This is a genomic window from Porcincola intestinalis, from assembly GCF_009696445.1.
Classification (GTDB): Bacteria; Bacillota; Clostridia; order Lachnospirales; family Lachnospiraceae; genus Porcincola; species Porcincola intestinalis.
The window spans coordinates 411,402-425,503 of record NZ_VULZ01000001.1; the positions used below are offsets into that span (position 1 = coordinate 411,402).

Annotated in this window: 10 protein-coding genes and 2 pseudogenes; all 12 read right to left on the reverse strand. The window is 52.3% G+C overall.

All coding sequences use genetic code 11. The features are described 5' to 3' along the window. Positions 1-9 precede the first annotated feature (9 nt). The gene (locus FYJ35_RS02020; RefSeq protein ID WP_154522484.1) at positions 10-225 is read right to left on the reverse strand and encodes a Maff2 family mobile element protein; all 216 of its coding nucleotides are present in this window, start codon (positions 223-225) and stop codon (positions 10-12) included. Between the two features lie 282 nt (positions 226-507). After that, positions 508-2,214, reverse strand: coding sequence for a zinc-ribbon domain-containing protein (locus FYJ35_RS02025; protein WP_205839658.1), 1,707 nt, complete (start codon positions 2,212-2,214; stop codon positions 508-510). A 1-nt stretch (position 2,215) separates the two neighbouring features. After that, complete coding sequence (locus FYJ35_RS02030; RefSeq protein ID WP_154522361.1) at positions 2,216-2,959, reverse strand: hypothetical protein; 744 nt, start codon at positions 2,957-2,959, stop codon at positions 2,216-2,218. After that, on the reverse strand, positions 2,959-4,506 hold the full coding sequence (locus tag FYJ35_RS02035) for a site-specific integrase (protein WP_154522364.1): 1,548 nt from the start codon (positions 4,504-4,506) through the stop codon (positions 2,959-2,961). Before FYJ35_RS02035 ends, FYJ35_RS02030 begins: the two co-directional genes overlap by 1 nt. Further along, the gene (locus FYJ35_RS02040; protein ID WP_205839659.1) at positions 4,484-6,340 is read right to left on the reverse strand and encodes a hypothetical protein; all 1,857 of its coding nucleotides are present in this window, start codon (positions 6,338-6,340) and stop codon (positions 4,484-4,486) included. The genes FYJ35_RS02035 and FYJ35_RS02040 overlap by 23 nt, the downstream gene beginning before the upstream one ends. After that, on the reverse strand, positions 6,324-7,625 hold the full coding sequence (locus FYJ35_RS02045) for a site-specific integrase (RefSeq protein ID WP_154522370.1): 1,302 nt from the start codon (positions 7,623-7,625) through the stop codon (positions 6,324-6,326). Before FYJ35_RS02045 ends, FYJ35_RS02040 begins: the two co-directional genes overlap by 17 nt. A 441-nt stretch (positions 7,626-8,066) precedes the next feature. Continuing rightward, a pseudogene (locus tag FYJ35_RS02050) lies at positions 8,067-8,630 on the reverse strand (type IV secretory system conjugative DNA transfer family protein); the annotation flags it as partial. A 97-nt stretch (positions 8,631-8,727) separates the two neighbouring features. Continuing rightward, positions 8,728-10,638 (reverse strand): group II intron reverse transcriptase/maturase, encoded by a 1,911-nt coding sequence (gene ltrA / locus FYJ35_RS02055; RefSeq protein WP_154522376.1) that lies wholly within the window; start codon positions 10,636-10,638, stop codon positions 8,728-8,730. A 775-nt stretch (positions 10,639-11,413) separates the two neighbouring features. Then, positions 11,414-12,724: pseudogene (locus tag FYJ35_RS02060) on the reverse strand (VirD4-like conjugal transfer protein, CD1115 family); the annotation flags it as partial. Further along, the gene (locus FYJ35_RS02065) at positions 12,721-13,239 is read right to left on the reverse strand and encodes a PcfB family protein (protein WP_154522382.1); all 519 of its coding nucleotides are present in this window, start codon (positions 13,237-13,239) and stop codon (positions 12,721-12,723) included. The pseudogene FYJ35_RS02060 and the gene FYJ35_RS02065, both read right to left, overlap by 4 nt. Then, positions 13,220-13,756, reverse strand: a complete 537-nt coding sequence (locus FYJ35_RS02070) for a phage antirepressor KilAC domain-containing protein (protein ID WP_154522385.1) — start codon at positions 13,754-13,756, stop codon at positions 13,220-13,222. The genes FYJ35_RS02065 and FYJ35_RS02070 overlap by 20 nt, the downstream gene beginning before the upstream one ends. Beyond that, positions 13,756-14,070 (reverse strand): antA/AntB antirepressor family protein, encoded by a 315-nt coding sequence (locus FYJ35_RS02075; RefSeq protein WP_154522388.1) that lies wholly within the window; start codon positions 14,068-14,070, stop codon positions 13,756-13,758. Before FYJ35_RS02075 ends, FYJ35_RS02070 begins: the two co-directional genes overlap by 1 nt. Between the last annotated feature and the right edge of the window lie 32 nt (positions 14,071-14,102).

The window sequence follows — 14,102 nt, forward strand, 5'->3', positions numbered from 1 at the left end:
TTTCCCTGTTTAGCCGAACAGATTCGCAAGCTGCGGCACCAGCTGAGTGCCAATCAGGATCACACCGCCGCCTGCCATGAGCTGCTTGATACCCTGGCTTTTAGCGCCAGGATTATCATTCCCATATCCTTCCAGAAGATTGATGACGCCCCACACCCCCAAACCTGCGCCAATGGCCGTCACCAGTGTCTGAAGGATTGTGATACTACTGCTAAAAAAGCCCATATTCACAGTAACCAAAATCGCAGATTTGCTGTTTTTTGTAGATTTGCTGTTTTCCGACAAAACCCAAAAGAAAAACAAGCCGTTTTTTGTCGGCCTGCTTTACTGCGATTTTGGCTTCTCCTTTCTTTGTTTTTCGTGGTGAAGTCTTTTGGGCTTGTCGTTTTTCATTTCTCTCGCGCATCAGTGGGAGAGCGTATTCTCATCCTCATACCTGTTCCTCCAATCAAAAAGAGCCATCCCCTGAATCTCGGAAATGGCTCCAAAAGTGGGCTTATATAGTTGTTACGAAATAAAGTGCGGTGTCCTGGGGAGTATTCCATGGCAATACGGGCAGCCGGAGCCTTTCTGTCGGCTGTTTACTGTACTTTTCCAATGATGCCCGTTTTCACACTTCCACCAGACCTTCCGGTTTGTATAGGGAAAGACATCTTCCGGCTTCAGATCTCCGTTCCGCCCGTCATCCCATTCCTCCGCGATCCATGGTGTTACTGTGCGGAGATCGTTAAAACCGCTCAAAACCTTTGTCCCGCCGCAATAAGGACAGCCTTTTCCCTTCCATCTGCTATAAACCGACATACGGTAACTATGACCTTCTCCGCACTTCCACCAGACCAGCCGTCCAGTGCGGAACGTAACCTCATCCGGCTTCAACCCGCCGTTTTTCTGGGCGTCCCACTCACGCGCAGTTTCAGGCATGCATGAGAGAAGGTCGTTAAACCCCGACCAGACCTTCCGGTTTCCGCAGTAAGGGCAGCCGTTTCCGCCTGTGCGGCCTGCCACCGACGCCCTCCAGGAATGTCCTGCCCCGCAGCGCCACCATACAAGTCTGTTTGAACTGGATGTGACCTCTGCCGGGCGGAGGTTTCCGTTTTTCTCATCGTCCCATTCAAGGGCGATTTCCGGATAACAGCCTGCCAGGTCGTTGAAGCCACCAAGGACCTTACGTCCGGCACAGTACGGGCAGCCGTTCCCGGCGGCTCTGTTCGCCACAGAAGCCATCCATTCATGTCCCTTCGCGTCGATCCACCAGACCCGACTGTGCGTAAACCTTGTGATCTCTGACGGGTCAACACGGTTTTTCCGATAATCCCATTCTTCAAGAAGTTCCGGATACCCGGAGGCAAAGTCGTTGAATCCCGGCAGAATCTCTTTTCCGGCACAGTATACACAGCCATGGCCGCGGATCCTGCAGGACGGGCTGGAAAGATACGCATGCCCCTTCACGCATTTCCACCACACTTTCTTAGCGCTTGTCACAGCCGTTTCTCCGGGATCTGTATCATTCCGTTCGAAATCCCATTCGGAAAGCCATTCCGGCACACGGCTTCTGATATCATTTACACCTGGTTCCACGATATTCCCGGCGCAATACGGGCAGCCACTCCCCGAAGTACGGCTGTAAACGGCGGCTTTCCAGCTGTGCCCTTCACTGCATTTCCACCAGACTTTCCGGGTGCTGCCACGGCCGAAGATTTCCGGCCTGAGCTCCCCGTTTTTTTCATAATCCCACTCCGAAAGAAACGGTGCGTTTATCGACACCAGGTCGTTATAACCCAGAAGGATTCGGTTCCCCGCACAATAAGGACAACCCCGTCCTTTCTGCCGTCCATTCACCGAAGCCGCCCACTCATGCCCCTTACCGCACTGCCACCATACTTTCCTCCCGGAATGGCTTGTCACGTCAGCCGGTCCAAGAGCCCCGTTTTTCGTTCCGTGCCACTGGGCTGCCAGTTCAGGACTTACTGTAAGAAGATCATTCATCCCCCGTTTTAACGCGGCCTCTCTGGCACTGCATATGGGACACCCATGCCCCTCTGTCCGGTGATAGACTGCCGTCTGCCAGCTATGGCCGGCTTCACATATCCAGTAGATCCTCTTACCGGAACCCGGAAGGACCTGTTCCGGTGAGAGGTCCCCGTTTTTCTCCGGATCCCACTGTGCAGCGATTTCCGGATACAGGGAAGCCAGGTCTTTTTTTCCTGAATCCATGTCAGGGGTTTCCATCCTGCGACACCTGCCTTTCCAGTTCCTTCTGAAGTCGTTCCTGCCACGACAACACCGGGGCAGGCGTTTTCTGCCGTCCCCGGAACGCTTCCGGTTTTTTTCCTTCAATCAGTTCCCCGAACTTTTCCGGCTTGACTGCATTCTCCCCTTCGACAGGAAGCCCGCTTTCCTTAAGGATCTGGTTCGCGATTCCCGGATACAGGTAGGTGCGGAGCATCCTCCTGAGATATACGTTCTCCCGTTTCAGGGCAGTGTTTTCCTTCAGCATTTCTTTCCCGTTTTCCTGAAGGCGGGCGTTTTCTTCTTTCAGGGAACGGATCTTCCCATCCAGTTTTCCCTTTTCCTGCATGAACGCCCGATCCCGTGTTATCAGCGCTGACGCTTCCATATATGTCCGTTTCCAATAACCATCCATCCTGATCAGGGTCTCCTTCAGTGCCTCCACGGTGGTGCACTGTTTGAGGAGTCCTTCGACATCAAGGCTTTTATACGCCGCCGCTAGGGTTTCCTCCCTGCGCATCTCTTCAGAGTTTTTCAGTTCTTCAATACGCACCACGGCTTCCCGGCACCTGCTGAAATCATACGATTTCACGGTATACCCCTTTTCCTTCGCGTAGGCTTCCAGGCTGCTGAACCGGATTTTTGCCGCGTTACCCGCCGCCTTCTCTTCATAGTAGCCATCCACCAGTGCCACCAGCACTGACGGCTCCAGTTTCCTTGGTCTTCCCATCACACTTCCTCCTCATAATGGCCTGCCAGCAGCGCCCTGTATCGTCCCGCGCTCGCCTGCAGCCGCAGCATCGCTTCCTGTATGGTTTCCGTATATCCAAGGCTTTTCCTTACCTGCTCGATCATCCGGAACAGATAAGCCGCATCGGCATCCACCTTCTGTTTCGCCTTCATCTCAAGATCCATGCGGATCCCCGGTTCATCCGGCTTGTAATACCGGCAGTCCCTGCAGTTCCCCAGCGTACCGTCAATGGAATAGCTGTCCAGGCATCCCGTCATGTCACCGTCTTCTATCCCCGGGTACATGCACCAGCCCTTCCCCATACGGGCTCCGCCCGCCGGATCGGCCGCCGGGATCAGGAACGATCCCTCCATTGACGTACCGCTGTAGCCGCCATGGTACATTTCCAGGACGCTGCTTTCCACGACAGCGGACATGTTCGCATAATAGTTGGAGCTGATATCCAGGTCTTCATGTCCGGCCAGTTCCCTGCAGATCACAGGGGATCCGCCTGACAGCATCAGGTTGATCATCGCAAGGTGCCGTGTATCCCCCGGATGTACCGGGTATGCCTCGTCACCGAAAACCTCGCCGCAAAACTTCATCAGCCTCCGCCGCATCTGGGTGTATGTGAAATATCCGGACGGTGTTTCCCGATCCGGGACAAGGAGCGTACCGATTGCGGGAAGGACCTTATCCTTCGTCACTTCCTGATACCACCGGATCTGACGGTACAGTTCTTCCGGGATCTCATAGGTTTTCGGCTCATAATCCTCATCCAGCCGGTATGCGATCCGGCGGATTCCTTTTTTCAGGCGTGTCCGCCGGATTGTGATCGTGTACCTGCCTTCCTTCATGGAAACGCAGGTCCTGGGCGTGACAAGGAATTCGGTCGCCCGCAGCGGCAGCACGCATGTCAGCTTCCACCAGAAGTACACCGGGAAATAAAACTCCTTTTTCCTGTCGTCTGCGTACTCCCAATACTCCTGAAGGGACTTGTCGAAACGCAGGAAATACCGGAAATCCGCCAGTTCCCTGTGCTCCTTTTTCTTCTTTTTCCTGGGTTCTTCCTCCAGCATCTCCATGACATAGTCCCGGATGTCGTTGCTTTCCGGCAGGATAGACAGGAAGCCGGCTGCATGGGGTTTCATTTCATCATCCGGCCGGCATAAAGCCTCCTCCGCATCCATTTCCGCCAATGCTTTCAATTCTTTCAGCACTTCCCTGATAAAAGGGAGCGTATACTTCCCCATCAGGAAAACGACATATGCCCTCAGGCACTCGCCATAGCATGCCGCCGTGCAGCCGACCCAGGGTTCGCAGCAGTTCCGGAACATCAGCTCATTAAACCTGAAATCATATGTGGTCCGGGCAATCTCGTTCGTGGCCTGCCAGGCATCATCCGAATAACTGCCGGTGATCACGCCGCGGCTGCGGTAATCCTCAAAGATGTTTTCCGCCTTCTCGCGTGTCTTTGCATCGAGGCATGTCACCGGGCGGTACCTTACATAGTCTGCCCTTGCCTCAGTATCCAATACGATCTGCATCCCGGATCCCTCCTTCCACCATGTCCCGTATCATTTCCATGTCCGCCTCCGGGTACAGCTCCGGGATGCTGCTGATCACCTGGAGGATCGAGGGAACAACCGTATGTTCCAGGATCATCCTGCTTTTTTCTGCCTCTGCGCCCGTTTTAGACAGCCTTTCCCCATTCAGCCTGACGTATTCCCTTACCAGGAGGTGCGTGGCTGACTTCGTATAGATTTCACAGCCGCAGCCGATGCAGCAGCTCCTCGCGGCACGGTCGCAGGGATAACCGGCCGCCGCCCGGACACAGGACATCCCTTCCTGTTTGCCCGGGGCAGCCCCGGCTGCGATCTTCTGCAGTGACTGTGCCAGGATTTCCCTGTCCCCTTTGCGGAACAGCCCCTCCACAACCTCCTCTGCCTTTTTAAAAGAGGCGGAAACGGCGGAAGTAATCTTTTCGATCTGCCATGCGGACAGCCCGACAGCGCGTATCAGCTCTGTCTGGCCGCTTACGCCAAGCTCCCTGTACGCTTCCCCCTGGTACATCTCCAGAAGTATCGCGGGGATGAACCCGAAAATCCCCCTTTCGAACATCTCCCTGAGGATGAATTCCGGGCTGTATCCTGTGAAGTTCGCGTCCTTCAGATATACATCCGTGATTTCGGGCAGGGTGCCGATCCCTCCTTTATGGCTCCTTGCCAGGGCCGCCATCATATATCCCTTCGGCCTTCCCGGTCGGTCATCTGCCAGCCATTCGATCCCCTGGAGGTACGCTTTATTCGCCCGCCGCGAAGAAAACCGCTTCCTTTTCCCGACCGCCGCGGCAAATCTTTCCCCAAAGAACCGGTGGATGTCCTGCAGTTCACATCCTGTCCGTACAAACGGGTCTCCGTCTTCCCTGAATGACACGGACAGCGCTATGATCAGCCCCATGGGTTCCAGGAGACTCTCCGGGATGAAGAACTTTATATCAGCAACCATCCCGTGCCGCCGTACTTTATGCGGTTTACGTGACAGCATTTCCTGCCGGAATTGCACTTCCTGCGCGATCCCGCGCAGCGTTGCAGGCTCTGCTTTTTTCTCAAGGATCATCTGCCTCATCTCATCAGGCGGATACGGGAGGGCAGGAACCGGGAGACGTTTCATATCCGTTGTACGGATACCGCTGACAAAGTGCAGCGCCATAAACAGCCAGAGGTCTGCATATCTGCGGTTCCCGGCCGCCTTCTCCACTAACTTCTCCTTCTCCCATGCTTCCGGGTTGAAAATCGTGTATGCCATGACGCTGAAGTCCATGAGCGGGTAGGAAGAGATGTCCGCCTTTATGATCTGCCTGCTTTTAAACTCGTATTCCCATGAGGACAGGCTTTTTCTGCCACCGCTTTTGAGAAAAGCCGCCAGCAGTTTCATATCGGCCAGCGAAAGGCTCCTGTTGGCCGCTTCAACCAGTTCCCTGAGGTCTTCCTCCGGATACAGGGCAATCTCCCGCTCAATGCCGGCGAGCAGGAAATCCAGGAACTTCCATCCCTGTGCATAACTTTCCTTCCCCCTCTCCGCGAAAAAATCCGACAGCCGACGTGCCGTATCCGGATACTTTTCCCGGAAGGCTCCCAGCAGCATCCCTGTCTTTTCCTCCCCGGTTCTCTTATACGCCTGAAGCCATAAACGGATCCTGCCTTCCGCCATCACGGCCTCCTTCAGCGGTTTTTCCGGATCCATGCCAAACCACCCGTTGCTGTCGAGGAAGCAGAGCAGGGCGTCCCTGTCCGTGACATGGCTGCCGTTATACAGGGAGCCTGTTTCCGACGCCATCGTCTTTACATCCGCAAAGAAAGCTTCACACATCAGCCTCACCCCCGATCTCCATGAGAAGCTGTACCAGCTTTTCATTGCTTTCTTTCAGTTCCCGGTTAAGATCCCCCTTGTTCTGGAGATACAGGAACGCCGTTTCCGGGTTCCTGTCCCCGCGGAAGGACTGGATGCTTCCGATATCTTCGCCGCGCAGGACCAGCTGGACTGTGAACCAGTGCCGCAGGCAATGAGTCCCCAGGCTGTTCTCACAGAGCAGCTGCCCGTAGATACGCAGCTCCGGATCCTCGCTTGCAAGCAACGCCGGGCGCAGGTGGTCATTGACAAGGCTCTTGAACTTTTTCCGGTAGCTTTCATACGACATCGCCTTCCCCCGGCTGTTTACAAACATCGGGGCGTATTCCTTTTCGAATTCCACGCCCCGCAGGTACTCCTTATGAAGTTCGTAAGCCCTGCAGAAGGCTTCCCGGAAAGCAGGATAGACACGCTGCACCCGCTCCTTCTTAATCTCCCCGACCTCTGCGCCGTCACTGCGCAGTGCGAGCTCCCGGCGGAGGTCGATCGATACCTCACGGACGTTTCCATCCACTTCAACAAACCGGATGCCAGGGCCGAGCGGGCTGGTTTCCTGCCGTACATTGCATACTTCCCCGGCACGAAGCCCCGCAAACGCCTGAAGGCACAGGCCAAACGCGATATCCTTGGCATAGCGGAATGCCATCGGGAGCAGAATCTCCACCGCCTTTGTCGGAATGTCCCGGAACGTCCCGTCATGGTCTTCAATGCCGGTCGCCTGGAACGTCGGGATAGGCCGCTTCACCATTTTTCCTTTCCTGGACACCACCGTTCTTTCCGTATAAAGATCTGCTTTTCTGACCTTCATGAATCCGCCATACTTCGATGACAGCTTTGCCATGAACGCTGTCACGGTTGAAATACACCGTTCCACGCTCTGGCGGCTGTGGTGGGATCCGTCCGGGAGCTGCTCCATTGCGTAATGGTCAAAGTACTCTGCCAGCATCTCCCTGGTGATGCTGAACACATGGCGGATCCCAAACCTTGCACCATGATCCACCAGGCAGTAATTCAGCATGCCGCATATGAAGTACAGCTTTGCCTCCGGATTCGATGTGAGCGGCCGGTATGTCCCATTTACGTACACCCCCGCATACTCCTGAAGCCGCGTAAAACGAACGATCACCCCGTAACCGTTCTTGATCACAATGAAGGAGCGCGTGTAGATCAGCCCATCCTCCGCCGTGTTCCTGACAGAATAAACAGCGTACCGCTGATCCTGCTCAGGCGGGTTCATCTCCATTAGATCACCCATGTTTGTTCCTCCTTTCCGCCTCTCCTGAGGCACATGGGTAGTCTAACTGATATCCCCTGCCAAACTCATAATCGACAAAACTCTTTTCCTTCAAAATCGACAAAATAGTTTTGTTTCTTCTCCGTTTTGTCGATTTCCCGGAATCATCGACAAAACCACGGTAGTCCAGTGTTTATGCGGCCTGACGGCCTATGGCGAGTTTTGTCGGAACTTTTCCGGTTACATGTCTCCGGAGCCAAAAACGTGTTCTTCTATAGCACTGCCCGCCATAGCGGTTCCTATAAAGAGAAGGCACCGGAAGCTCTGTCCGGTGCCGTACGTTCTGTCTCTTTTTCCTTTCCTTATTATTTTTGTTTTTGGTTGTTCGTTGATCAGATGCTGGTTAATGGGATTAGCCGCCTGACGAGGGAGAAGCCCGAACCGGCGGCAGTATTTGTCGCTTCACTCTATCTTTTCCTCCTCATCAGCTTCCTCCTGCGCATCACCGTCCGTCTCATACAGATCAAAAAGCTCCTGCCTGTTCATTTTCAGTTCGCATTTCAAGTAGCTTTCCACGTTAAACGTATTGCGTTTATCGTAGTCGGAAAGCTCCTTGTAGCGCCTGTGCTTTGTGATGTCGAACTTATCCGAAAAAAACGGACGAACACCACGAAGCTGCAGGATACATTTGTTGCCGTCCATGACTGCCAGTTCATCTCGGCTCATTAAATCTTTTCCGGTTTTCTGGTAGTTCATGCCATAGGATCGTCCCTGCCCTCTGGTGTCCGATGTGTTATAGAGGTCTATGGTTTCTTTTCCAAGTGTCTCAGAAATTTCCTTTAAGGTACTGCCTTCCTTGCCGCCAAGGAACAACATGGTATCGCAGTTGCCGATGATCGTCTCGGCAGCGTCCCGATAGATCGTCTTTAACTGGGACTGGGACTGTAAGATGATGGAAGCCGATATCTCACGGCTTCGGATCGTAGCGATCAGTTTATCAAACTTCGGTATCTGGCCGAATAGTGATAGGTGAGCCTCCGGCGCTAAAGGCGCCTCGGGCTTTTCCCCCACTCCACACCGTGCGTGACAGTTTCCCGTCACACGGCGTTCCATCGACTGAAATTTACTTTTTAGTGCCTGTATAGTCTTCGAATTGTATTTCGGGTAGGCCCCGGTGTTTCCGGAGCTTGTTGACCTTAACCTGCATTTCCCCGGTCAGGGAAAGCTTTGAAAGATGCCTCTGTATCGCACGGCTGGATTCAGCCTGAACGAGTTCTGAAACAGGTTTCGACAGCAGGATAAGATTCTTGTAGGTGTCGTTGCGGGTGCCGTTGTATGGCAGGATGTGTAAGCACACCATGTCACCGACAGACAATTCTTCATGCGTAACTGCACACTTGCCCTTCTGGGCAATGTAGCGTGAGACCGCGTTGTCTGCCATCTCAAGAGTCGGATAATCCGAAGCGTGCTCAATCATGTAACGCATCACATCAAAGCTCACGCAGTTAATACCGTCATCGAACTTCCGAATGTATTTATTTACACAGCGGCGCTTGTATTTCGGGTATACATACTGAACATACCCGGCAGGGACAAGCAGGCGCCCCTTGATCCATCGGCACTGCTCCGATTTCCCATACTTCTCCTTGAGAAATGTGCTGTGAAACTCGCCCTCTCTTTCCAGAGGAGTACACCTACGATTATGGTTGACCCCATTTTTCATCCCCATGGCTCTGAAGTTTATTTCCGCGAAGTCCGCGGAGACCATCGTTGCCATACAGAAATAGTTATGGAGTCCCATGACAATGGCGTTGTATTTCGTGACGTTTGCTTCAAGTTCCGCCTGCATAGCCGGATTCTTGATATCACCCCATACATCCCGCACTTTGACAATCGCTCTTTCCTTGCTCTTATCAGCCATGTGGGAACGGACAATCCATCTGTCGCCTTTGGGCACCACCTTGAACTTGATACCAAGGAAGGTCGTGTAGTTCTTTCGCAGATTTGTGATGCCAGACTTCTCATCACTGGTCTGCAAGTGAAGGTTTTCCGCAAGCCACAGCTTTGTTGCCGCCATTGTCTTTTTCGCAGTGAAATAGTCTCGGCAGAAAATCTTGAAATCGTCTGCATATCTGACGATATACATCTCTTTCAGCTCTGTCGTTTTCCGAAGTCTGTTCCACTTCTGAGACATATCCACAGCGAGCAGGTTGCCCTCACTGTCAGTTTTGTCATACTCCAGACCAGTCGCTCCTTCCTTCACGCGGAAGGTTTCCCACTGATTCGCAATCCACCAGTCCAATTCATTCAGCACCACATTTGCCAGAAGCGGCGAAAGGATTCCTCCCTGAGGTGTGCCAGTCATTGGTTCAATCACGATGTCTCCGAACAGAATTTCTGCTTTTAGCATCTGCCGGATGATAGCCAGAAGCTTCCGGTCTTGAATTCCGAGAGCCCATAGCTGACGAATCAGTTTGCTGTGGTCGATGTTGTCAAAGAAGCCGACAATATCGACATCCACTACAAAGTGCAGGTTCTGCAGCTGTGCCATCTTGTAGCACTGCGCTATAGCATTCTGCGTGGACCGATAAGGTCTGAACCCATTGTTCCGCTCATGAAACTTCGCTTCGCAGATAGGCTCGAGTACCTGAAGAATGCATTGCTGTATGAGTCTGTCCCATATGCTCGGGATACCGAGAGGTCTCATCTTCCCGTTCGGTTTAGGGATTTCGACTCGCTTTACTTTCTTCGGCTGATAATAGGACAACTTGTTTCTGACCGTCTGAATGACGGTCGAGATGGGCAGACGATGAATCGCATCAATCGTCAGTCCATCCGTCCCAGGGGTTTTGCTCCCATGGTTCTTGCAGATGTTGCGATAGGCAAGTATGACATTCTGGTCGCTGACCACATACGGCATGAGCCTGTCAAACGTTTTGTTCTCCAGACTGTCTGCATACAGTTTGTAGCCGGTTTCCTTGGCATCATACCTTTCCGCATTTCGCTCTGCCCTGTTTACAATTCGTTTTGCCATAGTAACCAACTCCTTTTTGGAGAAGATTTTTTCTTAGTCACACCACGACAGCTATGAAATCTCCGTAAGGCGATTACTATACAAGCATGAAAGAAATTTCAGTATCGACTCGAGGCCGTCCCTCCACGGCTTGTTATTGCCGCTTCATCGGTACCATGCCTCTACTTTCACAACGGTAAGTGAGCTTATAGCGACAGGTTCTTTCGCCTCCTGCCGTCTTTCGTCACAGCCGGAATACTTTGTCACCGTGCAGCCGGTTCTTCCGTCCGTTGCTTCCGACGTTCCGTATAACCTAGCATTGCTAATCCTTAGGCCGTCTCTTTAACCCTGCCCACACTTCCCTGCGGAAGCCTGTGTCCTGTAAACACAGAGGGAATTTCCTCCTAACAACACATACTTTTCCCCGTGGCGCGCACCATCTGGTGCACTTACATTTCTATAAGCCATTCGTCTAGAGCCGTACATTCAAGACTTCGTCAGTCCTTTTCCAAGGGACATCCTGACCATAGAAAAGCGCCATCCGCGCTGTCATACACAGCCCCCACCGCTGGGGACATTTCCTCGACTGAACGTTAGGGTGTACTTCACGCGACTTCTCCGAGCTTATGACCTTCAGCCATCTGCAAGACCGAGAGCCATTCGAAGGTTTAATGTGTTCCCTTCCGGGCGTTACCCCGTCATTTGAAACATCGGTTATACAGTTCTACTGGCCTTGAGGCCAGTGTCACGCTTTGTCGGTTATTCCTACCGTTTTGAGCGTGAAACGTCTCACACTATTGGCAAACTCGTCCAGAAGCAGCCGCACATGGTACGGAAGCCTGCCGTTATGCTCATCATCCGCCTTGTCACAAAGCAGATTGAAAAGCTGTGTGTACATTATCGCAACAATAAAATTGAACGTATCATCCGTATCGCTGATAATGACGAACATTGCCATGCGCTGCTCACCCAACTGGTCAAGCTCCATCTCATCGTAAGCCATAATGTTTCGCAGTTCCTGAATGTCAAAGGGAGCCATTCTGGCCCCGCAGGAAATTAAAATTGATTTTGCTGTCTTGCCGGCGGCCAGTTTATATTTTTTGTACTGCCGCACAGCGAAGTGTTCCGGCTTCTCCTTTTCCAGTTCCTCAAAAAGCAGGTCAACGGCGTTCTTAAATTCCTCGTCGTCCTCCCTGGCCTCCGAAGCGTTCAGAAACTCCAGCAGCGTTGCAAAGTTCTGCTCCTCCTCCGGAGCTTCGTAGTAGATGTAGCCGATCAGAGCACAGTATAAAAGTCTCTCTGCCTTCACCCAAAAATCTTCGGAAGATTTTTCTCCCTCGCCTTTGGTATTCGCAATAATTGTATTCGCCAGCTTCAGGATGTCCTTTTCGCTGCGAATGTACTTAAAGGGGTTGTAGTGCATCGACTTCTTAAAATTGATGGTATTCAGCACTTTCATCTTATATCCGGCCTTCTTTAACATCTTCCCGCACTCCACTACGATGGTTCCTTTTGGGTCTGTGACCACATAGGAAACCTTCTCCGGCATCTGCATCAGGTTGGGCTTAACGTAGAATCTCGTCTTGCCGCTTCCGCTGCCGCCAATCACGATCACATTCTTGTTCCGCGCGTACTGCGGCTTGCTCGGCCTGCTGTTCATCGTCAGCCGTTCCGTCTGTGTGAACAGGATGTTGTTCTCAAAGACCGGATCAATAAAAGGGCGTATGTCCTTTTCATTGCCCCATCTGGCAGAGCCATATTCCTCGCCCTGCCGATATTTCTTCGCATTCTTTCGCCGATATGCGACCACCACCCACAAGATCAATGCCCCGGCAAGTCCGGAAAGCAGATCATACGGGTGAAAGCTCAGCATTGGCTTCTGGAATGGCAGCCCAAAATGCATCAGCACCGCCACCACCTTATCGAAAGCTGATCCCCCGATGCAGTTGCGATAAAGCCATGCTTCCTTATCTACCAGATAAAACATGACAATGTGCGGGATACTCTGAGTGAGCAGCCGGGTATAATTGACTGCACCAATCTTACTGCGGAGCGCATCCCTTGCTTTACGAAGCACAGGAGGCGCACCGGATTTTTCTTTCTTCATAGCGTTTGTCCCCTATCTTTCTGTTTGATCTTCTCCCGCTCCCTATGCTTGGCAGCACGGTCAATCGCTTTCTGAAGCCGCTTACGAATGGATGGTTTCTTCACCTTCTGAAGTGTCACACCCGTGTACTCCTTGAAAGCGGCAGTCATGACATCGACATCTTTCGCCTTGAAGAACACCAGGTACTTCGGCGGAACTGCGGACTTATCCTTTTTAAGACTGTAGTCAATGCTGTACTTTCTCGCCACCCGCTCAAAAGAGCGGATATTCTTGTCCGTAATCTCGATATTGGTCAGCTGGCTCCCATTCTTCATCATCTTATCAAGGCTCTGCCTGCCTCGTTTGACCACTTCAGGCTTCTCCTGCGCCATTTCCGCAATCTTTTGCTGTGCTTTATTTCTGGATTTCTCCATATCCCGGAGCAGCTTAGTCAAAGCAGCCTTCAGAATATTCGCTGTGATCTTTCCTCCCCTGATACAAAGGGCAATCGTTTTTTCATTCACTTCCTCCTGCATGGGCTTCTTTCACCTCCTCCCCATGTCCTCCGGATACAGAAAATGCCAGAAGCAGATTCGCCCCGGCAGTCTCCATGATTCCCATTTGCTGTTCCACCACCGGCAGATATCCCTTACTCTTTAAAAGCTGGTAAAGGAATGCCCTGCCTTTCTGTGTCCACTCTGTCTGGTATTTCACTTCCAGCCGCCCGTCGCTGCGACGGATCTCTACTGAAGTGCTGCAGGTGTATCCCTGCCCCTGATACTGTGCGTAAAGAATCCATTGTTCCCGGCGTTTATACTGAATACCCCATTCATGGAGCAGGCGGTTGAGCCGGATCGCGCTGATTCCGTAATCCTTTGCGATCTGCGTGGTCAGCACCAGGGAGGGAGAATGTAGAATCATGTCCAGATAAACCGCTTTCGGTCTTAAGGAAGCGATCTGTTTCTTCTGTTCCTGTATCTGTCCATCCAGCCGGCTGCACTGCCAGGACAGTTCCTTCACCTGGGCATTTGCCAGCTGCAAGGCTCTCGCCATCACCTTCTCCGGCGAATTCCAGGTCCTCTCCAGCTCGAGGAAATATTGTCCTTTCCCTTTTCATTTCTCTGGATCATGCAGATATGCTTTGCCATATCGATGCTGATCTGGTAATCTACCATCGTCTGCATCCCGCCCAAGGTCGATCTTTTTTGATACAGCCTTTTATAATCCACATGCTCCGTAAAGCCATAACTGCACATGCGGGGAAACCAGGATCGAAACTGTGTCTTAATCCCAAGTCCCACATATAATTCTCTTGCAGACACCGTCGGATATTCCTCTGCAAAATTCACTTTGATCAGATCATCCATATTTCTCACCTTCTTCCCCCTGAGTTGGTTTT

Coding starts and splice junctions, on each gene's coding strand:
- FYJ35_RS02070 (WP_154522385.1), bottom strand. CDS start 13,756: ATGGCGAGAGCCTTGCAGCTGGCAAATGCCCAGGTGAAGGAACTGTCC.
- FYJ35_RS02020 (WP_154522484.1), bottom strand. CDS start 225: ATGGGCTTTTTTAGCAGTAGTATCACAATCCTTCAGACACTGGTGACG.
- FYJ35_RS02025 (WP_205839658.1), bottom strand. CDS start 2,214: ATGGATTCAGGAAAAAAAGACCTGGCTTCCCTGTATCCGGAAATCGCT.
- FYJ35_RS02030 (WP_154522361.1), bottom strand. CDS start 2,959: ATGGGAAGACCAAGGAAACTGGAGCCGTCAGTGCTGGTGGCACTGGTG.
- FYJ35_RS02065 (WP_154522382.1), bottom strand. CDS start 13,239: ATGCAGGAGGAAGTGAATGAAAAAACGATTGCCCTTTGTATCAGGGGA.
- ltrA (WP_154522376.1), bottom strand. CDS start 10,638: ATGGCAAAACGAATTGTAAACAGGGCAGAGCGAAATGCGGAAAGGTAT.
- FYJ35_RS02045 (WP_154522370.1), bottom strand. CDS start 7,625: ATGGGTGATCTAATGGAGATGAACCCGCCTGAGCAGGATCAGCGGTAC.
- FYJ35_RS02075 (WP_154522388.1), bottom strand. CDS start 14,070: ATGGATGATCTGATCAAAGTGAATTTTGCAGAGGAATATCCGACGGTG.
- FYJ35_RS02035 (WP_154522364.1), bottom strand. CDS start 4,506: ATGCAGATCGTATTGGATACTGAGGCAAGGGCAGACTATGTAAGGTAC.